Origin of the sequence: Isobaculum melis, assembly GCF_900111355.1 — a bacterium.
GTDB lineage: Bacteria > Bacillota > Bacilli > Lactobacillales > Carnobacteriaceae > Isobaculum > Isobaculum melis.
Genome location: NZ_FOHA01000001.1, coordinates 1 through 22,774, shown reverse-complemented (window position 1 = coordinate 22,774; position 22,774 = coordinate 1). Strand labels below are relative to the sequence as shown.

The following is a 22,774-nucleotide window of genomic DNA, read 5'->3' as shown; positions in this document are numbered from 1 at the left end:
TTATCACTCCTTAATTTAATAGCGCGACACTTAATAGCAAAATACTACAACAGATTAAGAAAAATATAAAAATGTATTTCCCAGCAGTTTTCAGCCAGGTTCCATAATCGACATGAACGGCTTGTGTACAAGTCATTACAATAATCGAAGTTGGTGCAAACATTTTAACCAAGCCTAATGCTAAATTATAAATCACAACCATTGTTGATTCAGAAACACCTGAAAAGATGGCTAACGGTGCCATTACAGACATTGTTGCTGCAGCTAATCCTGTTGAGCTTGGAATAAAGGTTGCGAGCAAACCATAAACTAGAAAACAAACAAGAACGAATACTAAAGGATGAAAACTACCAAGTGTTTTTTCACAGGCATTTAAAACCGTTGCGGTAATATTTCCATCCGTCATAATCACTTGAATCCCTCTTGCAAGTGGCACAATAAAAGCCGTTGAAACAAGAGAAGCTGCTCCCTTAATTAAAATATTAATGGTTTTATCAATCGGATATTTCATCACCACACCAGCTAGTATCGTCATAATAATTAATAAGCCATTGATCTCATTAAAATACCAATCACCAAAAGGAATCAAATCATTTCCTAAAATCGTCCCTAAAATTGGGGATTCATTGATCCAATTCGTTAAGGTATTAAAAATCGTCCAATTTTCATTTAAAGAAGTCCAAGGAATCAATGAAGTAATCATAATAGCAAACGTTAACACAAAAATCATAAACACTTTCTTTTGGCGTTTATTTAAGGTTTCTTCGTTGTCACTTCCACTCGCAAACTCTGCCAAATCTTGCTCTCTACGATAAAATTGAACTGATTTTTCTGGATCTTTTTTAATTTTTTTGGCATAAGTACAAATCATAAATGAGCATAAGGAGAGTAGCGCAACAAAAATTAAGGTTCTAAAAACAATCCCTTCACCTGGACTAATCCCCGCAATACCAGAAGCAATCCCTGTTGAAAATGGATTAACAATTGAAGCAGCACACCCTGCTTGTGTCCCAAAAATGACAATCATTAGTGCAACAATCGTATCTAAGCCTAATGCTAAAATAATCGGTAAAAACATGAGTAAGTAAACAAATCCTTCTTCATAAGAACCTTGCACAGTACCGAAAATCCCCATGATAAAGGTTAACACTGTAATTAAAACATAATAGTTTTTCTGGAATTTTTTAGCGACACCTTTCAAGGCAATATTGATTGCCCCTGCAGTATCCATCATTTCTAAAAAACTACCAAATAGCATAATATTTAAAGAAATCGTTATGGCACCTGAAACCTGCTCATTTCCTACCATCCCAATAATTGGTGCCATAATGATATCCCAAAGCCCCTGACGATTGGAATCAATTCGCGTATACGTATTGGCCATTGCCCGACCAGCATCATCTAGTTGATATTGTCCTCCTGGAATAAACCAGGTTAAAACAGCGACAAAAATTAAGACAAAAAAGACAATGACATACGTATTAGGTGTTTTAAACTTGCGCTTTTTCTTTGTAGCTTCCATCAATTTCCACCACCTTCCACAATAATGGTGCCATTGCGATACATCAGTGCCTCCTGAATCGCTGCTATTGATGTAATAATGGCTTCATTCGTTGCTTTTTGCTTAACAAATTGAATGGCAGCTTCTACTTTAGGCAACATAGATCCTGCTTTAAAATGTTGTTGCTCACGGTAGCTTTCAACCTCTGAAACAGAAACTTTCCCCAACGCTTTCTGCTGTTTGGTCCCAAAATTCAAGTAAACTTGATCCACTTCCGTTAGGATAATCAACTTATCTGCACCAATCAATTCAGCTAATTTTTCACTGGAAAAATCTTTATCAATCACTGCTTCAACGCCTGTCAGCCCTTCTTTGGATTGAATCACAGGAATACCGCCACCACCACAAGCAATCACAATTTTATCTGCTGCCAGCAGCGTCATAATGCTCTCTTTTTCAATAATATCTTGTGGCTTTGGAGAAGGAACTACTTGTCGATAACCCCGCCCAGCATCTTCTCGCAGGATGAGTCCTTTTTCTTGAGTAAGCTGTTCCGCTTCTGCTTTTGAATAAAAACGACCAATTGGTTTGGTAGGATTTTGAAAAGCAGGATCCTCTTGATCTACTAAAACCTGCGTAATACAGGTACAAACTTCTTTCTTTTGATTGCGTTTCTGACATTCATTCAATAGTGCATTCTGTAAGTGATAACCAATATAGCCTTCACTCATAGCATTACATTCTGCAAAAGGCATAGCTGCTGTTTGATTTTCCTCTGAAAAATTGCTAAATGCTAAATGAATCATCCCAACTTGTGGGCCATTTCCATGGGTTAGAATAACTTCATGTCCCTCTTCAATAATATCTGCAATCACTGGAACCACTTTGCTAATTGATTGTTTTTGTTCCGTTACAGACTGGCCTAATGCATTTCCTCCTAAAGCAATAACAAGCTTTGCCATCTGAATCCCTCCTAATTTGCCACAACTGCTAGGATTGCTTTGATTGAGTGCATTCTATTTTCACCCTCGTCAAAAATAACAGATTGTTCACACTCCATCACCTCATCGGTTACTTCTTCACCACGATGAGCAGGTAAGCAATGCATAAATATAGCATCAGATTTAGCTTTTTTCATTGCTTCCATTGTAATTTGATACGGTTTAAATGCCTCTTTTAAGTAGGCAACTTCCTCATCAGATTGTCCCATACTATATTGTGACATGCCATAAACAATATCAGCATCCTTTAAAGCTTCATCAAAATCCTGCGTGAAAACAATTTTAGCACCTGTTTTTGCTGCACGCTCCTTAGTCTCCTGCAATATTTCTGGATCTGGCTCTAAACCAGCAGGACAAGCAATGGATAAGTCCATTCCAAATGTTGCACAGAAAATCATCGTTGTATACGCAACATTGTAAAGGTTACCTGAATAGCAGATTTTCAGCCCTTCTAGCTTGCCTTTTTTCTCTTTAATCGTCATTAAATCAGCAATCCCTTGAGTTGGATGCTCCAGAGCAGTCAAACCATTAATCACAGGATTTTCCATCCAGCTGGCACACTCTTCAACAATTTCATGTCCAAAAGTTCGAATAAATAAACCATCAAAATAGCGATCTAAAATTCTTGCAGTATCTTTCAGTGGCTCACCACGAGTCATTTGCATTTCATCTGGACGTAAATAGACTAATTTGATGCCCAAATCTGCTGCTGCTCTTTCTAAAGCATTTCTAGTTCGGGTACTATTTTTTTCAAATAACCCTGCCCAAACTTGTCCCTTTAAATAGTCATGAGGTTCACGTGCTGTCCATTTCTTTTTAAAATCTAAGGATAAATCTGTTACAAATTCAATTTCCTCTTTGGTCATATCTTTAAATGCTAAATAATCTTTACCTTTAAATGTATTTCTCATATTTTAGCTCCATTCCGTATCGTGTCCGCTTAACGATACAAGTTGTCATAAAAATGAGTGTGCGGTGCACTCTTTAAAGAAAAAATAAATACAGCTTCATTCATTACCTTTTTCAGAAAATAAATTTTCTGAACTTGACCACATACCATGTATGATTTCCAGATTTTTCCTGACAGCTTTCAGCTCACATGATTGCCTCCTTTTCTTTGTTACCTTTATTTTACAAAAAGATTCAGTTAAAATGAATTGTGTAAAGATACATTTAGGAAGCGTTATCATTGTTCTTTTGTACAATTAGTAAAGGGGTGAAAAAGATGGATAAAAAGACAACTATTATGGAATTATTAAAGCTCGATGCATTAAAACTTTCTGATTTAATTGCCACAAAAAAAGGGTTGCTCAATCATGTTGAATCCGTCACCATTATGGATTTCCCAAATATTGTGGAATGGGTTCAAAGAAAAGAATTACTCATTATTGGCTATTTTATGGAAACCCATTTTGATGAGCCATTTATTGCCAAGCTTGCAGAATACCAAGTGGCTGGTATTATCACCAAAAAGAAGTTTAAAAAATGGATTACGCCAGAAATGATTGCCCTACTTTCCCAATATGATATCCCTGTTGTTCTTGTAGAAGATAAATTTTCTTGGAGTGAAATCACAACACCCATTCAAAGCTTGATTATCAAAAAGCACACCACCTTATTAAGAGATACGGAAAAGTTCTATCAAGCGATTATCAATTCTTTGTCTGACCATCAATTTTTGAATGATCTTTGTTCAGCTGTTTATAATGTCGCTGATCTTTCTTTAGCGATTACAGATTATAAGTTCAATTTACTAGATTACTCTTTTGATTTTGATTGGAAAGAATATCTAGCGCCTTTTTCAAAGCCCTCAGTCTACTCATGGAGTGTTGTTGGTAAGGATAATGATCATAAAATCGTTGAAGGCTTTTTCTATCGAAACCTCAAGTGGCCTAATCAACAAGTTCATATTCTATTTGTTCCTATCTATCAAAAGCAAAAAATAGCCTTTTTTATTTTATTAAAAATCCCCGTTTACAGAAAAGAAATTTCAGTAGATACCATCGCTAAACTTCAAAGTATTCAATCCATTTACCTCCTAAAAATGACCTTCTATCGAGAATTTCAAAAGGCCAATTTACATTATCGAAATTTATTTTTTGAGAATTTATTAACCATTAAAAATAAAAAAGAAGCCAATCGTAAACAAATCAGTTTAGTATTGGGGAATCATTTAGAACTGTCCTATCGCATGGTATTATTGAAAAATACAACCATTCCTTCCACAGATCTGCTTGATGAAAAAAATGAGCAATTCTTAGATTTTTGGAGAAATTTTTATCTAGAAGAATTCGTCAATGAAAATATTTTGTTGTTTTCCAAAGATGACTACTTCATTTTTTTAGTGGGGGATTCACAACATTCAATTGAAGATTTTATAGAAAAATTAGAAACCTTTTTTATTTCCTTCAGTAAAAGTGATGTCTTTAAAATTGGCGTAAGTGAATTGCATCCATATTGGTGCCTCTCATCAGCATGGAAAGAAGCTGAACAGGCTATTTTCTTTATGGAAAAAAATTCAAAGGATAAGCGTGTTCAATTTTATAAAAATCTCGGTATCTTAAAGATTTTCACAGATGATTTTGGCAAAATTAATCAGTATTTTTTACAACAAATGTTAAACGATTATATCCAACCGATTATTGATGTAGATCAAAAAAGAAATGCTGACCTTTTAAAGACCCTAGAAACTTTTTTTGCCAATGGCTTTGCTCATAATCAAACGGCAAATGTCTTATTTATTCATAAAAATACACTTAGGTCGCGGCTCAAAATTATTGAAGAAACACTCCAAATTAATTTAAAAAATTCTGATGATTTAATGAATTTACACTTGGCTTTGAGAATCAATCAGATGTTGCCAGATTCTAATGAATAATAAAAAGCGTATAAACATATGGAACGATCTTCTTTTTATACCTTAACCAATGAGTTTCCTGTTCAAATATACAATGCAACTAAAACTAACAATAAAAGTAAAGGGGGCATGGTTTTGGTTTGCTATCAACCATAGTATAATAAAAAAGGAGGTGCTGAAATGGCAATCAAAGAATTAAATATCGCAAATAACATTTTATATCTTCGTAGAATAAATCATATGTCTATAGAAGAATTGGCAAATGAAATCAATGTTTCAAGACAAGCTGTCGCAAAATGGGAGCATGGTGAAAGCATTCCAGATGTGGTTAATTGTCTGGCACTTGCTGAAATATTTGAGGTTTCAATTGATAATTTACTTCATTATGATGGCTCAAGTGAAGAAATCAGTATTGCACCTAAAGGAAAACATTTTTTTGGAATGACTAAAATTGGTCATGATGGAGAAGTTGTACTGCCTAAAGAAGCTAGAGAAATCTTTCATTGGCACAGTGGAGATGAACTGGTCATTTTAGGGGATGAGCATTCAGATCACCCTGGAATCGCCCTCATTTCAAGTGATGATTTTATGAAAACCACAAGAGAACTTTTAGATCAAATCTATCCTCAGAAAGGACCGAATAAAAGTGACAACTAATCGAATGATTAAAGAACTAAATAAAGGCATGCCAATCATTACCTATGTTAAAAAAAATTTTGGATTTAAAAGCATGGAGGAGTTTGAGGCGTATATAGAACAATTAAAAGAAAAAGCTGAAAAGTATGATGCTTTAATGGCAAATAATCATGAATAGGAGTCATGATTTATGCGTAAAGAAAAACATTTTTCTAAGAATCATCGTCATAGCGTCATTATCTTATTATTTTCTTCATTTATGATATTTATGTATGCAATGGGAATCTATGATTTATTGATGATGCTATCTCATAACTCAAGTTATTATCAAGTTCATGGATATGGGCAATCTGTAGTTGCTTACTTTACAAATTACCCATTTCCATTTCTGATTTTATGGATTGCAAATTTAATGACTGGTGTTCTAGCCCCTATCTTTCTACTGTTACTGAAAAAGAAGAACATAGCAAAGAAGATGGCACTCATTTCCACAATCGCAGATGCAATCCTTTTACTGGGTACATTTTTGCTAAAAAATCGACTGGCCGTGTTAGGTCCAACTATTGCACGATTTGATTTATTCATCCTATTTTTAACTTTCAGTTATTATTTATTTTGTTTAAAGATTCGTGATAAATAGATTGGCAGGTCATGTAAAGAGTGATATAGTCGCAATGCTGCGATTATCGCTCTTTTTTGTAAAAATAATCGAACCGACAATAGCCTTTTTTCATCATCCGTTACAATCCTTTCTGACGCGTTTCATCATTCGACACTTTTTAAGGCTTCAATCATATTAATCTTTTTGACTTTTCTACTTACTAGACTACTAATGATTAAGACAGTCAGTAAAATAATTAACGAAGACAAAATCACACGTGATATACTGTTAAATGGAAACACATCTGTAGAATTTGTACTACTCATTGCTGCGAAAAGATTCAAAAACTCGATTCCAACTGGAATACTAATTAGCCAGCCAATTCCAAAAGTTAGTAGATTTTCATTTCGTATCATAGATTGTATTTCTTTTTCTCGAAATCCTAAAACTTCCAAAGTTGCATATTCTCTATATCTTTCTGTAAAGTTAAGAGTTCCCAAGTTATACAACAGTGCCCAACTTAAGAGAATCGCTACGACAGCCATCACTAAAATAATCCCACTAATGTTATTTAAAACTAAATTTGCATCTTCCAATTGGCTGTCAAGAGACACCGTATTTCCAACGAAATCAAAGTCCTCAAGAGCGTTATTATTCAAATCTTTACTTGTCAATAAAGAACTTGGATTAAAAGTTAAGCCTTGTACTTCCCAATATTTTCTAGACATAAAAACGCCCTGTGGTGAACTTACTTTAGCAATATTTGTAATATTGCCATTAAAATAACTGTCATTTCCCAAAGGACGTATTTGGATGGTATCCCCAATTCGGTACCCATTATTTTCAGCAAATTGTTCAGACACTACGACATCTTCTTGTTCTAAAGGTATACTGTTATTTTCTCTATCATTTAGTTGGACATATAATCCTTCATCAACCACAGTTAGTATTCCTGTCTCACTACTTTGACTGTTTTGAATAATCGCAGAATTTTCAAGTACCCATTGACCATCATTGCTTAGTGAACTTAACAACTCATTTTGGTTTTCAGAAGTTGATAAACCTGTTAATTGAATTTTGTTATTGTAGCTGTACTGTGTCCCATATAATTCATTATTTGTTTCTTGTAAAGAGTATTGATTGTTCAAGCTAGTTGTCAGTAAAGCCATGCTTCCTATTATGGCCAATACTGCGATTAAAGATTTTATTCTGTTTTTGAAAAAATCTCTTAAAATCCAACGCCATTCGAAACTCAAACGATTCCAGAATTGTGGAAAGTATTCTAGGAGTATTTTTTTTACTCGTTTACTTTCAGAAGGACGTAGAATTTCTGTTGGTGTATTCTGTACATCCTTTCTGATTGTTAGAAGTGCTGATAAAGTTCCTAGGACAACTAATATGGTGATTAACAATAGTGTAAAAGGAGAGCTCGCACCCTTTAAATTAAAAATATTAAACTGATTCTCTTGCACCCTAATGTAAAAAGGCGTCAAGGTTAGTGGCCCTATCATTGCGCCTAATAGGCCACCAATTAAAGTAACAAGAAACCCATATAAGCTGTAATGAATCATAATCGTTGAATTTTTAACCCCAAGAGCTTTAAAAGTGCCAATAATGGTTTGCTGATTATTAACGAGACGTTGCATAGTCGTAACAGTGGTCAATATCACTAGTAAAAAGACCACTATGGAAAAGATAATTGACATGCTTCGTAACATTTGAATGCGTTGTAAATAATTCGATAGATACTGATAGTCATTTTGATCAACTAAATTCAAATATTTACCTTGAAGAATATTTTCAACATCCTCTCTTACTTCTTCTAGTGTCACATCCTCCGAAAAAGTTAATAATAAGGTGTTGGTAGCGAGTGCATCTTTCAAGGTTTTAGGTGTAACATAAGCATATCCATACAAACCAGTGTCATAAATCACAGAGTTATTTGGACCTGTATAACCAATGAAATCCGGAGAGCTAATCATTCCTTTGACAGTAATTGACAAAGGTTCGTTGTTAACTAACAAAATGATCTTGTCACCAATCCCATAACTGTTTTCTTCTGCATGTTTTTGATCAATCCAAATGCCTTCAGAATCAATATCAAAATCTTGACCGCTTAGACTTGTTATTGTAGATATTTCATTTGAATCAGGAATAACGGTGAGAATTTGATGATCATCCTTATCAACAACATCCGCTTGAATGCGAGTCTCACCTTGAACTTCATCTACATACTCTAATTTTTTCAGCGCTTCTATATCATCTTCAGCAATATCAGAGACGCTAACCCAAGCATCGGCCAAATGACTACTTTCACTCAGTTCATCAAAGTTTTTTTGCATCCCATGCCAACCATTTGTGTAGCCAGAAAAAAGCAAGATTGCGATGCATGATAGAAAGATTATTGAGAAAAATTCTCCTTTTAGTGACCAAAAATCTCTTAGATTTTTTTTTAGTAGTTCTAGCATATTTACCACACCACCTTATCGATTCCGATAGGGTGCGGATTATTGGTTACTTTTTCAACTATGCCATCTTTAATGTGAATGATTCTATCGGCAGCTTGAGCAATAGACGAGTTATGTGTAACAATAACGACAGTTTTATTATGTAGTCTAGCCATACTTTGCAACAATTGTAAGACTTTTCTACCAGTTTCGGTGTCTAACGCTCCTGTTGGTTCATCGCATAAAAGTATTTTTGGGTCTTTGCATATAGCTCTCGCAATTGATACTCGTTGAAGTTCACCACCAGAAAGTTCACTAGGAAAATGGTGCTTTCTCTGAGCTAAACCAACTTCCTCTAGAATTGTCTCACTTGATATTGAAGACTTACTCATTTTTCTGACAATATCAATATTTTCTAGAACGTTTAGAGAAGGAATGAGATTATAGAATTGAAAAACAAACCCGACTTCACTTCTTCTGTAATCTGTTAACTGTGTAGAAGAAAGATTAGCAATATCTTCGCTGTCCACAATAACCTTTCCAGCAGTCATATGATCCATGCCACCGATAGCATTTAGCGTTGTACTTTTACCGGAACCACTAGGCCCCAAAATAATAGTAAAACTACCTTTTTCGACATTAAAAGATATATTTTTCAATGCTGTGGTAATTTGATCTCCTGTTTTGTATTCTTTTTTCAAGTTTTCTATTTGGATAAAACTCATCTCTGATTCCTCATTTCTTTTAGTTTATCGTTAATTAGCAAAGTAGGTTTACTAAGTTGAATGATCAGCATTTTCTGCCTCTGCTGCAGGAATATAGTGAAAAGTTGATAACTTCTATTTTTATCTGGTTTCTTTTGGTACTTTGATACTTATTTTAGGTGATATGATTAGCCTTTCTTCGAACGATTCAATTTCTCCTGTCCCTAACTGAGTAACGAGACCAAGTCCTGTAATGACGACTCTTCGTTTCATAGATTTCCTCCTCCATTCAATCAGTCATACAGCTAAAGGCGAAGCAGTTGGATAGCTCTTCTAATTTTTCTAGAAGAGCCTTCACAATAGTTATCCTTTCCAACTCACTGTCTAGGTATATTTATTCTGCGATAGATTTACCTTCCAAAACATCAGCAATCATTTTCTTTAGTTTGTCTTCATATATGACTGAATACTTTTTTCTGACGCCTCTTTATATATATCTATCTAATATGTATATAATTAGCTGTTGTATGAAAGATACTCCTCTTTATCTTGTTTGTCAATAAAAACTTGGCTATACTGGTAAAGTAAGCGTGACGCAATAATTGCTATTTTGTGAGATTTCGATAAAATACAGACTGTAATAAGATAAGGAGGAAAAAAATGAGTGCTTATTCACATGCATTTTCTCAAGCAATTGAGATTTTACTATACATTCACTTTAAGTCATCAGAGAAGAAATATAGCTACCTATCAACCAGTGTGATGTCAAAAGGTCTAAACATACCTGTACCGACTCTAAATAAGGTGCTTACTAAATTAAAAAACGCACAATTATTAGTTTCTAAAGCTGGACCAACTGGTGGTGTTGCATTAAATAAGAGTATAGATGAGGTTACTCTAATGGAAGTTTTTTTAGCTATTGAAAATGAAAATCATTTATTTAGTATACACAAAAAATTTAATCGAGAGGTTCTATATGAGACTGAAATTCTAGATGAAATTACAAATAATGGTATCAGAGTATTAAATGAAGCTGAAAATAGCATGCATGATGTACTAAAACAATACTATTTAGCTGATCTTTTACCGAAATAGTAGCCGAGCTCAATACAAAAAACTGGTACACCATCCGCATTTTAACATTTCATAACGGCTTTCTTGGTAGAAAAAATTAAATAACAAAAAAAGCGACAAATTCGTCGCTTTTTTTGTTATTTTGGAAAACTGACAGTGAACATGGAGATACTCTCTCTCCTATTTTTATTGGTTTTAGCCATTTCCACTGAGTTTTGCTATTAATTCTGATACATCTTAGATTGGTAAAATCGTCTCTTCATCGTTAATTTAAAAATAATCCTATACTCTTTGGTAGAATGGTAAAAAACCAAAACCAAGTAAATCTACCCCATAAACTCATAGTTTTTATTCATTTTACATTAGTCGCATTATTTTTCTTCCAATAATTCAAATCTTCCAACACTTTATCACCTTGCAAATCCTCTAAAAATAGTGTGGTTAGATAATCACTTCAATTGTTATTTCTTTTTCAGTTTCACAATACAACCAACTAACGTAGCGATAATAATATCTTTTTTGATTGAACGTTTCTAACCTATAAAGCTTTACTATGTAACTCTTCCTTATATCAAAAGGTACTTTACTCTCCAATCTTTTTGTTTTATAGTAAATAGCAAATCTATCATGATTTCTAATTATTTTTTACTTGTTTCAAAACCATACTAATTGCTAATGATGGGAATAATCGACTAATAAGGAGTAATAACCGCCCCTTATCGTTATTCCCAATAAAAGCTTGGTATTTTTTCTTAAAAACTGCATTTGCAACTTGTTTTGCAGCCTTATCAACTGGACAACCAGCAGTTTCAGCTTCTTTGTTGGAACGGTCTCCATTATAACTCAAAGATTTTTTTGTCAAATCAGTCTTTAAAAAGCTTGGTATAAGGATGGTAACATCAATGTTATCTTCTATCAGCTCAGCTCTTAAACTGTCATAGTAACCATGAAGTGCTGCCTTTGAAGCAGAGTATGATGAGCGACCAGGTAATGCTACTTTTCCTAAAACACCAGATATTAAAACGATATTTCCCGTTTTTCTTTTTTTAAAATGAGGGAGCAAGTATTGTGTCAATTCTGTTGTACTAAAGAAATTCACATCAAAAATAGTATGCTGCACTTCTTTTTTCGTATCTATTGCCAACGCATTTTGTCCTACTCCACCATTATGAACAATGATATCTACATGACCGTACAAAGAAATTGCATCATTCACTTTATTTTCAAAGGTTTCTGATTGTAATAAATCAAGAATTAAGATACTTGAATTAGCCACTTGAGATTGTACTCTTACTAATTCCTTTTCTTTACGACCAGATAAAATGACTTTCGCTCCACAATCAGCAAATTCATGTGCCATAGCTTCTCCTAGCCCTGAAGAAGCACCTGTTATCCAAATTACTTTATCTTTGAAATCAATTTGTCCCATACGTCTCTTACTCCCTTTCTTTATGTAACTTCCTGCCAACTCTGTCTATTACTCTCTTTTTTTAGCCAAAGACCCTATTTCCTAATCAGGTTCGATTTCAATCGAACCTACTTTTAGTATACTACTTTTAAAAATGAAATCAATCGTCTATCGATTATTTTTTTTCTATGGTAAAATGACAGTATGAAAATTGATAAAACCTTTATAAATACTGATAACGATGAAAAATATGACATGAACTTACTGCAAGTTCTCCAAGCACTAAGCGATCCTATTCGCTTAGATATTGTTCTTTGTTTATTGGATGAGAAAAGAGGCTGTTTACTAAAAGAACGTTATCCCATAGTAAAGTCGACAATGTCTCATCATCTAAAAACATTAAGAGAAGCAGATATTATCTTACTTCATAAGGAAAGGAATAAATATAAATACGAAGTCAACATAGACGGATTGAATCAACACTTCCCCGGATTAATCGAACTACTAAAAAATCAAATTATGAAGTAAAAAAAGGATTAAACTTTGATGATTTTACCAAAGTTAATCCTTTTTATTTAAATAGAGTGAGTGTATTCTGCTATTTTTTAACGAGTCACTAGCTGTTTTAATAGCCTATAGCATTTGATTGCCTTATTTAAAAAAAATAAAAAATCACAAATGTCACTATTTTTCATTACTTAGTTCCTAAACTATTCACCCAACAACCAATCAACAATATAAACAATCGATATCCCATCAATTTGTTCCACCTCATGATATCTCCCAGTCACAACAATCTTCTTATAATTATCCTTGATGTTCAATAAATTATCTGTTTCATGATTATTATCTGGTAACTCATAGGCGACTTGAACATAAAGCGTTTCATCTCGTTTTCTTGCAACAAAATCTATCTCTTTATTACTAAGTTTCCCAACATCTACCATATACTCTATTTGAAGCAATTCTACATAAACAATATTTTCCATTCGTTCTAAGATATTCACGTCTTCGAATATCATATTGCTTTGCACGATAAAATAAATGACCATTTTCACCGAATTTTTGCTATTAATTCCGATACATTTTAAACTCAAGAAATAAATCATTATACAACTCCAACGCCTGTTGCCCTAAATTCTCATACACTTCCAAATGCGCCATGGTCTCTTCACTAGGATAAAATTGCTCATCAGCAGTCACTTCATCTGGCAAATATTGCAACGCATCTTTATTCGGTGTTGAATAGCCTACATACTCTGCATTCTGAGCTGCATTTTCTGGTCGCAACATAAAATTAATAAAGGCATAAGCTGCATCAAAATTCTTTGCTGTTTTTGGTATCACAAAGTTATCAAACCACACATTTGACCCTTCCTCTGGCACAACATAATGCAAATGCTCATTCTCTGCTAACATCTCCGCAGCTTCTCCAGAAAAGGTCACCGCCGCCGCACTTTCTTCCTGCGCCATATACATTTTTATTTCATCTGCTACAATCGCTTTCACATTAGGCGATAAGGCATCTAGCTTCTCAGTTACTTCTGCTAAATGTTTTGGGTCTCGATCATTTAAAGAATACCCTAAACTATTTAAAGAAAAACCAATCACTTCTCTTGCACCATCGACTAGCATCACATTGTTTTTCAAGGCTGGATTCCATAAATCATCCCAATGCAGCATCTCTTCTTCTTTTACAAATTTATCATTATAAACAATACCTACAGTACCCCAAAAGTAGGGAATCGAATACTGGTTATCTGGATCAAAAGCTAAATCCAGAAACGCTGGATTTATATGCTCTAATCCAACAATTTTACTTTTATCTAAGGGGAGTAGCATGTTTTTATCCATCATTTTTTGAATCATATATTCACTGGGGATGGTTAAATCATAGCTGGTCCCACCTTGCTCTATTTTCGTAAACATCGCTTCATTTGAATCAAATGTTTCATAAGAGACTTTATAGCCTGTTTCTGTTTCAAATTTCTTAATCAAGGCTGGGTCTATATAATCGCCCCAATTATATAAGGTTAATGTATTCCCAACTGTATAGCCTTGCGCCTGGTTCATGTATGTTGTTGTCCCATATAAAATACCACAAATCAATAAAATCCCCATAATCAATGGTGCTAATTTTTTCATCGCATCTTCACCGCCTCAATTTCTGCGAGTTTCCGCTGTTTTTTCTTTTTATTTATGTTATGCTGCATGATAAAGTAATAGCCAATAACCAATGTTAAAGCAAAAACAAACATCAATGCACTTAATGCATTAATCGATAAGCTAACGCCTTGTCTTGCACGTGAATAGATCTCAACGGATAAGGTGCTAAAGCCATTCCCTGTTACAAAGAAGGTCACCGCAAAATCATCTAAGGAATAAGTGAAGGCCATAAAATACCCGGCTAAAATACCTGGTAAAATAGTAGGTAATATCACACGACTGAGGACTTGCCAATTGTTTGCGCCCAAATCGTGAGCCGCCGAAATCATGGAATCATTCATTTCCTTCAATTTAGGCAAAACCATCAACACAACAATGGGAATACTAAAGGCCACATGTGACATTAAAACCGAGCCAAAGCCTAATCCAATCCCTAAAAAAGTGAAGAATACTAGGAAGCTTGCGCCAATAATCACATCTGGCGAGACCATTAACACATTATTCACACTTAACAACGCATTTCTCATTGGCCGCTTTTTTGTATAATAAATGCCTAAAGCACCCATTGTTCCAATAAAAGTAGCAATCAGCGAAGACAATAAAGCCACTAACAAAGTATCTAACACAATCACCAATAAGCGCGTATCAGAAAAAACTTCTTTATAGTGATCCCAAGTAAAGCCAGTAAAGCTATTCATGGTCCCACCTTCATTAAAAGAGTAATAAATCAAATAAAAAATGGGGATATACAAAATCGCAAAAACGAGTATCAAATAAAGATTTGACCATTTCAATCCAGTTTTCTTCATTTCATTTTACGCCCCCTTTTTTTCTTCTCTCCAGTCAGTAGCATAATGATGACCATTGCCGCAATCAGCACCACACCAATCGTAGAGCCCATCCCCCAGTTTTGCGTTACCAAGAAATGCTGCTCAATCGCTGTTCCTAGCGTAATTACACGATTGCCACCAATTAATCTGGTTAACATAAATAGGGATAAAGAAGGAATAAAGACTGCTTGAACCCCACTTTTCACGCCATTTAAAGTCAGCGGAAAAATCACTCGACGAAAAGTTTGCCAAGCATTTGCCCCTAAATCTGTACTTGCACTAATATAAGATGGATTAATTTCCTCTACAGCATTAAAAATCGGTAGAATCATAAATGGAATCTCAATATAAGTCGCTACAAATAAAAAGCTGACATCCGTAAATAAAATCTGCTTTGAGCCAATCCCGATAAATTCTAAAAAGCCATTTACATTCCCATTACTGCTGAAAATCCCAATAAATGCATAAGCCTTCAGCAATAAATTAATCCAAGTTGGCAAAATAATTAATAGCAACCATAATTGCTTATGCTTAGTCTTACTTAATAAATAGGCGGTTGGATAACTCACTAAAAAAGTAAATAGTGTAATCAAAAAAGCATACCAAACCGAGCTAATAGTCATTTGCAAATACGTCCCAGAACTAAAATAGGTTTGATAATTAGCAAAAGTAAAATGGCCACTGACATCAAAAAATGATTGATAAATAATCAATAAAATAGGAGCAATCACAAATAACAAAATCCACATGCTATAAGGAATAAAATAAAATAATTTCGATTTTTTTGTCGTCATTTCATTTCCCCCTATTCTTCTTCATAAGCTTCTAAACGAGCATCGAATTCTTCCTCAGTTTCATTAAAGCGCATCACATGGATATCCTCAGGATTAAAATACAAGCCCACCTCAGCACCAATTTTTGCTTTTTTAGTTGAGTGAATCACCCATTCATTTTGATCTGTATCTGAACAAACAATTTCATAATGTACCCCACGGAAAAGCTGGGTATCTACTTTAACCTTGAGCTTGCCTTTTTCCACAGCAGTAATCTCTAAATCCTCAGGTCGTAAGACAATTTCAACTGCTTCATTTTCACGCATCCCTGCATCCACACATTCAAATTCTTTCCCAACAAATTTCACACGATAATCATCCATCATATTCCCTTTAACAATATTACTTTCCCCAATAAAATCAGCAACAAATCGGTTAATTGGTTCATCATAAATATCAACTGGTGTCCCACTTTGCACAATATGCCCCTTATTAATCACAAAAATTTCATCGCTCATCGCTAAGGCTTCCTCTTGATCATGGGTGACAAAAATAAAGGTAATCCCTAAGCGACGTTGCAAGGCACGTAATTCATATTGCATTTCTGTTCGCAATTTTAAATCCAATGCTGATAAGGGTTCATCTAATAGCAACACTTCTGGTTCATTTGCTAAGGCTCTCGCAATGGCCACACGTTGGCGCTGCCCACCTGACATTTCACTAATTTCACGATTTTCATAGCCTGATAACTGCACCATTTTCAATACTTCTTTGACTTTCTCAACAATTTTCTGTTGCGCCATTTTTTTAATAGATAGCCCAAAAGCCACATTGTCAAACACATTCATATGCGGAAATAAAGCATAATCCTGAAAAACAGTATTGACCTTGCGTTTATTAGCAGGAATATCATTGACCTTTTTCCCATCTAAATAGATTTCCCCCGAAGTTGCATCAGTAAAGCCTGCTATTAAGCGTAAAATAGTGGTCTTACCACAGCCTGAGGGTCCCAATAATGTATAAAATTTCCCTTTTTCTATTTCAAAATCAACATGATTTAAAATTGGTTGATCATCGTATTCCTTCACAACATCCTTAAATGTAATAATGCTTTGATTTGGCATTTTTTACCCCCTCCTAAAAAATTATAAATATGAATTGGTGGCAACCAGTAATAATTTACTCGCCCCATCAAAATTATTTTTGATTTGATGCGCTGCATTGGCGTGATAATAAATAGATTCTCCCGCTTTTGCATAGTATCGATTCAACCCAATTTCAACACAAACCGCTCCTTCTATTACATAAGCAAAGGTTTCTGCTAGGGATGGCTCAAACTCTTTAAACATTCCTTTTTTTTCTAAATAAAGCATAATTGGCTCCATTTCATTTTCATTTGATTCTGGGACCAACCATTCAATTTGATAGCCTCGCTCTTCATCGCAAAAAGTCGTCATTTCCTCTTTTGGATAAACCACGCGCTGCTCCTGCTCACCCTCATCAAAGAAATCCTTTGGTGTACAGCCTAAAACCTCTAATATATCAAAAAAGGTCTCCATTGAAGGAGAGCTTAAATCACGCTCCAACTGAGAAATATACCCTTTACTTAAATCCGTTCGTTCGCCCAACTCTTCTTGGGTTAAATTTTTCTGTATCCTTAAATTCTTAATCCGACTACCAATCTCCATGATAAGCTCCTTTAAGCATTCTAGTTTACTTCTACTAAACTTACAAACAATATAGTTTACCAATACTAAACTAAAGGTTTACTAGCAACTTCTACATCATACAGATATTTTTAATTTTTGACAATCATTTTTCACTAAAAAAGCAAAATTTTTTCACAGCAAAAAAGAAGCTGATTCACACCGTCTCAGCTTCTTTCTTCTCTTCTATTTTAAGCACAATCTGTTTGATCTAAAACAGCTTTAGTAGGCATCCCTGTTTGCGCCCCAAAAGCTTGTACTGACAATGATGCACCAATACTTGCTCTGCGAACTGCATCATCCATTGACATCCCTTGGCTTAGCTCATAAGCTAAAATCCCATTAAATGTGTCTCCTGCTCCAGTTGTATCTACAACCTTCACTTGAATCGCTGGTAAATGAATCACTTTCCCATGATTGGTATAAGAAGTGCCATGCTCTCCTCTTGTCACAATCAGCTGGGTTTGATTCGCTTCACTCCAAGCCAGCATCTCCTGCTCTAATTCAGCAACAGTTGACCAAGATTGGCCACATAAGCCTTCAAATTCTGTTTCATTTGGTGTCACAATATCGACAAAAGGCATGATCTCCTTCACACCCTCATGATAAGGCGCTGGATTCAAAATGGTCAACATCTGTTGCTCTTTCGCAAATGCCATCCCCTCTTTCACAGTCTCTAAAGGTATTTCCAATTGACTCAATAAAACATTTCCCTTCTGAATCACTGACTGAACCTCTGTCAGATACTGTGTATCAACTAAATGATTGGCTCCCGGAATCACAACAATACTATTGTCAGTTGGGAGTTTGAAAATACTTGCGATTCCTGTAAACATATTGTTAAAGGTCTTCACATGGGTGAGATCAAGATTTTCTTCTGCTAAATGCTTACGAATTTTTTCACCAAAGGTATCATCGCCTAAACCACCTAACAAAGTCACATCTTGCCCAATACGTGAAGCTGCGACAGCCTGATTAGCACCTTTCCCACCTAACATATATTGAATATCTTCACCCAGAATCGTTTCTCCAATATTTGGTAACTTGCTTGTTGTCATCACCAAATCTAAATTTAAGCTACCTAAGACAATCAATTTTTTCACAGGACATCCCTTCTTTCTAAAACAAAAAATCTGTATTTAATTTTCTTTCATAAATATAAAATGATCCCATCGCTTCTCGGCCAGCTAATTGATGTTCACCTATTTTAACAAATTGTTCTTTTTCCAATAACTTTCTCATTAAAAAATTTGTATGATTGGTACAAGAATAAATGGTAGTAATTTGTGGCTCTAGCTGTAAGAAACAATGCTTCAGAAATAAACTACCTAAGCCTTTTATCCCACTATTGGAAGCAGTAATAACCCTTTTCAAATAAATTTGATGAGGATTTATTGCTGCGCCTTGCTCAAGCGGTTCATGTGTCAAGGTGCCCATACAAAGCACCTCATCATCAAGTGAACGTAGCACCCAAAGCTTTCCCTCCATAATATCCTGTTCTATTACATTACCATTTGGATAGTGTTCATTCCACTGGATAATTCCAAGCGACGTCATTTTTGCTTTTGCATCAGCCAACAATTGAGACAAAGTATAATAATCTCTCATTGAGGCATGCTCAAATTGATAAGCTTCCATCATTAGTAAGGTAAAATAATGAGTGACAAGACAACAACTAGAATAATCCCAATAATCGTTGGTACACTGGTACGTTTCAATAGTTTCATTGGGCTAACTCCAATTGAAGAAGAAACAATCATCACAACTGCAGCAACTGGTGAAATCGTTCTCGCTAAGTTGGCAATCATTTGCATTGGTAAGGCAATTAAAATCCCATCAATCCCTGCACGCTCAGCAATATTTGGAATCAATTCAATCACCGCATAGAACATGGCAAGTCCTCCACCACTTAAGACACCAAACAAGGCGGTTGCGCCACTAAAGATTAAGGTTGTTAAAACACCTGCTGATTGCGAATTTTCAACACTAGACATCAGCATATCAATCACACCCAATTGTTGAATCGCAGTTGTAAATAATGAACCACCCACAACTAACATTACAACTTGGCTAAAGCCTTGTCCCATACCTTTGAACATTTCAGTAGACGTTTCATGTGCCATTTTGAAAGATTTTCTTCTTAGTGACTCAATAATAAGAGAGATAAAGAAGGAAATAAAGGTTAACACGAAAATATCCATTTTAATATCCGCTTGGAACATCCCGATAATACCAACCACCACAATTAAAATTAAAGGTAACAATGGTAAAATTGCGTAATATGAAGGAACTTGAATCTCTTCTTTAGCTGCTAGTTTTTTCTCATCTACTTGAACAAAAGCTGCTGCGCCCTCTTTACGGTCACAGTATTTTTGCCAGAAATAATGCACCACTGCTAAAATTAATAGCACTGGAATCGAAACTCTTGCATGCCATAAAACATAATCCAATACATCATAATTTAAGGTCTCTGCTGCAATCACATTATCCGCACCTAAAGGTGTTGGCATAATTGTTGCAGTCATCGCAATCACACCTGCTGCCGTTAATGAAGAAATCCCAATCCCTTGTAATAAAGGATATAAAATAGCCATCAAAATAATCGCTAAACTAGACGCACTAGGTACCACTAATGACATTAGGTTTCCTAATAAGAAAACAATTGGTACAAAAAGATGTTTAGATTTAATTTTTGTCATTGGTTTTACTAAGAAATTAACTGCTTTTTGGTTTGCGCCAATCGCATTCATATAACCTGAGTAACCAAATAAAATCATAATGACCAAACCAGCAGAACTTAACTGCCCAATAATCGTATCTTTTAATTTCAAGAAAATATCAAAAAATGCAATACCCGTACCTTCACCTGCTGGATATAACGCATGTCCCATCACAACAGATGCCACTAATAAAATTAAAGCACCACTAATTAAAATCAAAGCAGGATTATAATTTTTAATAATAAAATAGCCAACAATACCCAATACAACTAACACTAATAACGACTCAACCATTTAGAAATACCTCCCTATTCTTTACAATTTTCAATGGCAGCTAAAAACCAAGATTTAAAGACCGCTTCATCAATATCCACACAAACCTTTGTATTCGCGGCTTGCCCTAAGTACCCTTTAAAATCAACCAAAGTTGTGCCAGAAGTTAATGCACCCGTCGTTTCAACAGCCACATAAGTATCCACCAATTCAAACATCTCAGGTTTTAATAAATAAGCCATGGCGCAGCTATCATACATTTTAAGCCCAGTAGCAAATGAACCGCCGCGATATTTTTTAAAGAGATGATACATCATATCTCCAACAGGATTCATTAACTTAATTTTTTCGCTATCCTCTGGGAAAACCAAAGCTTTCAGCCCAACATCTAACCCAGCCATAGCAATCTTAATACCACTTTCAAACACAATTTTTGCAGCTTCTGGATCTACTGCAATATTAAATTCAGAGGTTACTCCTTTATTACCACCTGCTATTGCGCCACCCATAATCACGATTTCATCAATTTTCTCTGCAACCTCTGGATGAATTCTTAATAACAATGCAAAGTTGGTTAAAGGACCAATCCCAACCAATGTGATTTTGGATGTTGCTTCCATAATGACACGGTACATCGCTTCTACTGCATGTTCTTCAAGTAATAAATGATTGCTAGCCTCAGGAAAATCGTAACCTTCCATTCCTGATAAACCATGAACATCACTGGCATCAATCGCTTCTCTTAACAAAGGGCGTGCTGCCCCTTTTGCAACAGGTATCTCTTTTTTAAAGAATGCTAACAATTTCAATAAGTTATTTGTGACCTTATCACAGCTCACATTACCAGCTACCGTTGTTAATAAGCGAACATCTAATGCCTCTGAATATAAGGCAATCGCAAGTGCTACTGCATCATCAATCCCTGGATCTGTATCAATTATTACGGCTCTTTTACTCATCATTCCAATCCAACCCCCTCAAATTTTTAATTTATAGGTAAAACGTTTTACTTAAAAGGTAAAAATAATAAAAGAGAAGAAAGATACCACTGCGTTTTCTTAACTTTTACACGTTTACTCTATCATCAATAAAAATGCCTGTCAACAACTTTTTGTAAGGGGTTTCATAAAATGAGGGGAAATCCAGCAATTTTATCATTAGGACACGCCATATATCACTTCTTAAAATATCACTAGTCATAAAACAAGCCACCTTATCTTCAATTAAAATAAAAGATAAAATGGCTATATTTTATTGTATCTGTCCAAATTTTCCTGCTTGATATATCCAACTATAAGGTTTTGGTGTTGTAGTGATTGGTTCTAAATAAATAGTCACCCAATATTCTTTCTTCACTTTAAAATCTAAAACAGGAAGTGTTCCATCCTCTACTGTTACACCTGTTGTATGAGAATTATCTGTTACTAGGTAGCCCTTATATTGATAATATTCCGGAATAATCGGACTGATTTGATAGGTGTAGTAGCCTGTAAGCATCTCCAACTTGATTGGTGTAAATGCTAAATCCTCTTTTGTTCCTGAATTAGCTTTAGTATGCATCAGCGTATCCTGCTGAAGAAAATCAATATAACCTGAGCTTGGCTCAACTAGTGATGGCTCTGCGGTTAAAATAACTTGTCTTACATGCACTGTCGAAACCGCTTTTTTATAAATAAAGGTGACTGTATGATGGTCTGTTACATTGTTAATAGTTGCAGTATCTTGTTTGATTTCACTGCCATTATCCACCATATAAGAAACAATCTCCCAATTGTCTGCTTGTGCTGGAGCTAGCTGACTATAATTTGTTTCCCGATTCACTTCAACTGTTTTTGGCGCTTGTAAATCATGAAAATTCCCATCAGCATCTTGATATTGATATTTTTCTGTGATTCTGAACTTTTGAACAAGATCTCTTACTTGAATTGTTTTCACACTACTCACATTAGTGGCACGATCCACTGAAACGATATGAATATATTTATCTATATCTGTTAAACCGTTGAATCCAGTAATAGTTCCGGTTGTTGGATAGGTTATTAAGCTTGCATCTTTGGCTGGGTCATAATTTGGAGCT

At 34.9% G+C, this 22,774-nt stretch carries 23 protein-coding genes and 1 pseudogene; 6 read left to right on the top strand and 18 right to left on the bottom strand.

What is annotated here, in order from left to right; all coding sequences use genetic code 11:
• Nucleotides 1-10 precede the first annotated feature (10 nt).
• The 3 genes from BMW29_RS00110 to argF are packed head-to-tail and all read right to left on the bottom strand — an operon-like array spanning nucleotide 11 to nucleotide 3,413.
• Nucleotides 11-1,522, bottom strand: a complete 1,512-nt coding sequence (locus BMW29_RS00110) for a YfcC family protein (protein ID WP_092649189.1) — start codon at nucleotides 1,520-1,522, stop codon at nucleotides 11-13.
• A complete protein-coding gene (gene arcC / locus BMW29_RS00105; RefSeq protein ID WP_092649188.1) occupies nucleotides 1,522-2,463 on the bottom strand; it encodes a carbamate kinase in 942 nt (313 codons plus the stop codon). The genes BMW29_RS00110 and arcC overlap by 1 nt, the downstream gene beginning before the upstream one ends.
• 11 nt (nucleotides 2,464-2,474) lie before the next feature.
• Nucleotides 2,475-3,413 (bottom strand): ornithine carbamoyltransferase, encoded by a 939-nt coding sequence (gene argF, locus BMW29_RS00100; protein ID WP_092649187.1) that lies wholly within the window; start codon nucleotides 3,411-3,413, stop codon nucleotides 2,475-2,477.
• Nucleotides 3,414-3,727: 314 nt separating this feature from the next.
• Between argF and BMW29_RS00095 the strand changes: the two genes are divergently transcribed.
• The 4 genes from BMW29_RS00095 to BMW29_RS00085 all read left to right on the top strand — a co-directional run bounded on the left by BMW29_RS00095 (nucleotide 3,728) and on the right by BMW29_RS00085 (nucleotide 6,635).
• The gene (locus BMW29_RS00095; RefSeq protein WP_092649186.1) at nucleotides 3,728-5,380 is read left to right on the top strand and encodes a PucR family transcriptional regulator; all 1,653 of its coding nucleotides are present in this window, start codon (nucleotides 3,728-3,730) and stop codon (nucleotides 5,378-5,380) included.
• Between the two features lie 159 nt (nucleotides 5,381-5,539).
• On the top strand, nucleotides 5,540-6,016 hold the full coding sequence (locus tag BMW29_RS00090) for a helix-turn-helix domain-containing protein (RefSeq protein ID WP_092649185.1): 477 nt from the start codon (nucleotides 5,540-5,542) through the stop codon (nucleotides 6,014-6,016).
• Nucleotides 6,006-6,173 (top strand): hypothetical protein, encoded by a 168-nt coding sequence (locus BMW29_RS13915; RefSeq protein ID WP_177165609.1) that lies wholly within the window; start codon nucleotides 6,006-6,008, stop codon nucleotides 6,171-6,173. The genes BMW29_RS00090 and BMW29_RS13915 overlap by 11 nt, the downstream gene beginning before the upstream one ends.
• A 12-nt stretch (nucleotides 6,174-6,185) precedes the next feature.
• Complete coding sequence (locus tag BMW29_RS00085) at nucleotides 6,186-6,635, top strand: hypothetical protein (protein ID WP_092649184.1); 450 nt, start codon at nucleotides 6,186-6,188, stop codon at nucleotides 6,633-6,635.
• Between the two features lie 125 nt (nucleotides 6,636-6,760).
• On the opposite strand, the gene BMW29_RS00080 is transcribed toward BMW29_RS00085, so the two are convergent.
• From BMW29_RS00080 to BMW29_RS14155, 3 genes are all read right to left on the bottom strand, one after another.
• Nucleotides 6,761-9,064: an ABC transporter permease gene (locus BMW29_RS00080; RefSeq protein WP_092649183.1), complete on the bottom strand. Its 2,304-nt coding sequence runs from the start codon at nucleotides 9,062-9,064 to the stop codon at nucleotides 6,761-6,763.
• 2 nt (nucleotides 9,065-9,066) lie between these two features.
• Nucleotides 9,067-9,768: an ABC transporter ATP-binding protein gene (locus BMW29_RS00075; protein ID WP_092649182.1), complete on the bottom strand. Its 702-nt coding sequence runs from the start codon at nucleotides 9,766-9,768 to the stop codon at nucleotides 9,067-9,069.
• A gap of 120 nt (nucleotides 9,769-9,888) precedes the next feature.
• Entirely contained in the window at nucleotides 9,889-10,020 is a 132-nt protein-coding gene (locus BMW29_RS14155) for a hypothetical protein (RefSeq protein WP_281241475.1), read from the bottom strand.
• A gap of 387 nt (nucleotides 10,021-10,407) precedes the next feature.
• Here BMW29_RS14155 and BMW29_RS00070 point away from each other — a divergent pair, with 387 nt between their 5' ends.
• Nucleotides 10,408-10,842 carry an RrF2 family transcriptional regulator gene (locus tag BMW29_RS00070; RefSeq protein WP_092649181.1) on the top strand — a complete coding sequence of 145 codons (435 nt, stop codon included), beginning with the start codon at nucleotides 10,408-10,410 and terminating at the stop codon, nucleotides 10,840-10,842.
• Nucleotides 10,843-11,455: 613 nt separating this feature from the next.
• Here BMW29_RS00070 and BMW29_RS00065 read toward each other — a convergent pair.
• Nucleotides 11,456-12,250: an SDR family NAD(P)-dependent oxidoreductase gene (locus BMW29_RS00065; protein ID WP_092649180.1), complete on the bottom strand. Its 795-nt coding sequence runs from the start codon at nucleotides 12,248-12,250 to the stop codon at nucleotides 11,456-11,458.
• A 183-nt stretch (nucleotides 12,251-12,433) separates the two neighbouring features.
• On the opposite strand from BMW29_RS00065, the gene BMW29_RS00060 reads away from it, so the two are divergent.
• Nucleotides 12,434-12,757: an ArsR/SmtB family transcription factor gene (locus BMW29_RS00060; protein ID WP_218139618.1), complete on the top strand. Its 324-nt coding sequence runs from the start codon at nucleotides 12,434-12,436 to the stop codon at nucleotides 12,755-12,757.
• 182 nt (nucleotides 12,758-12,939) lie between these two features.
• Here the strand turns inward: BMW29_RS00060 and BMW29_RS00055 are convergent.
• From BMW29_RS00055 to BMW29_RS13910, 11 genes and pseudogenes are all read right to left on the bottom strand, one after another.
• Nucleotides 12,940-13,285, bottom strand: a pseudogene (locus BMW29_RS00055) (hypothetical protein); the annotation flags it as partial.
• Between the two features lie 15 nt (nucleotides 13,286-13,300).
• Nucleotides 13,301-14,374: an ABC transporter substrate-binding protein gene (locus BMW29_RS00050; RefSeq protein WP_092649179.1), complete on the bottom strand. Its 1,074-nt coding sequence runs from the start codon at nucleotides 14,372-14,374 to the stop codon at nucleotides 13,301-13,303.
• Nucleotides 14,371-15,204: an ABC transporter permease gene (locus BMW29_RS00045; RefSeq protein WP_092649178.1), complete on the bottom strand. Its 834-nt coding sequence runs from the start codon at nucleotides 15,202-15,204 to the stop codon at nucleotides 14,371-14,373. Before BMW29_RS00045 ends, BMW29_RS00050 begins: the two co-directional genes overlap by 4 nt.
• Entirely contained in the window at nucleotides 15,201-16,019 is an 819-nt protein-coding gene (locus BMW29_RS00040; RefSeq protein WP_092649177.1) for an ABC transporter permease, read from the bottom strand. The genes BMW29_RS00045 and BMW29_RS00040 overlap by 4 nt, the downstream gene beginning before the upstream one ends.
• Nucleotides 16,020-16,030: 11 nt before the next feature.
• The gene (locus tag BMW29_RS00035; RefSeq protein ID WP_092649176.1) at nucleotides 16,031-17,122 is read right to left on the bottom strand and encodes an ABC transporter ATP-binding protein; all 1,092 of its coding nucleotides are present in this window, start codon (nucleotides 17,120-17,122) and stop codon (nucleotides 16,031-16,033) included.
• A 21-nt stretch (nucleotides 17,123-17,143) separates the two neighbouring features.
• Entirely contained in the window at nucleotides 17,144-17,686 is a 543-nt protein-coding gene (locus BMW29_RS00030) for a helix-turn-helix domain-containing protein (RefSeq protein ID WP_092649175.1), read from the bottom strand.
• Nucleotides 17,687-17,895: 209 nt separating this feature from the next.
• Nucleotides 17,896-18,807: a ribokinase gene (rbsK, locus tag BMW29_RS00025; protein WP_092649174.1), complete on the bottom strand. Its 912-nt coding sequence runs from the start codon at nucleotides 18,805-18,807 to the stop codon at nucleotides 17,896-17,898.
• 16 nt (nucleotides 18,808-18,823) lie between these two features.
• The gene (locus BMW29_RS00020; RefSeq protein WP_143047314.1) at nucleotides 18,824-19,312 is read right to left on the bottom strand and encodes a hypothetical protein; all 489 of its coding nucleotides are present in this window, start codon (nucleotides 19,310-19,312) and stop codon (nucleotides 18,824-18,826) included.
• Between the two features lie 32 nt (nucleotides 19,313-19,344).
• Nucleotides 19,345-20,718: a C4-dicarboxylate transporter DcuC gene (gene dcuC / locus BMW29_RS00015; protein ID WP_092649172.1), complete on the bottom strand. Its 1,374-nt coding sequence runs from the start codon at nucleotides 20,716-20,718 to the stop codon at nucleotides 19,345-19,347.
• A 14-nt stretch (nucleotides 20,719-20,732) separates the two neighbouring features.
• Nucleotides 20,733-21,656 (bottom strand): ribonucleoside hydrolase RihC, encoded by a 924-nt coding sequence (gene rihC, locus BMW29_RS00010; protein ID WP_092649663.1) that lies wholly within the window; start codon nucleotides 21,654-21,656, stop codon nucleotides 20,733-20,735.
• A gap of 292 nt (nucleotides 21,657-21,948) precedes the next feature.
• The coding region (locus tag BMW29_RS13910; RefSeq protein ID WP_177165608.1) for a hypothetical protein at nucleotides 21,949-22,774 on the bottom strand (826 nt) is incomplete at its 5' end.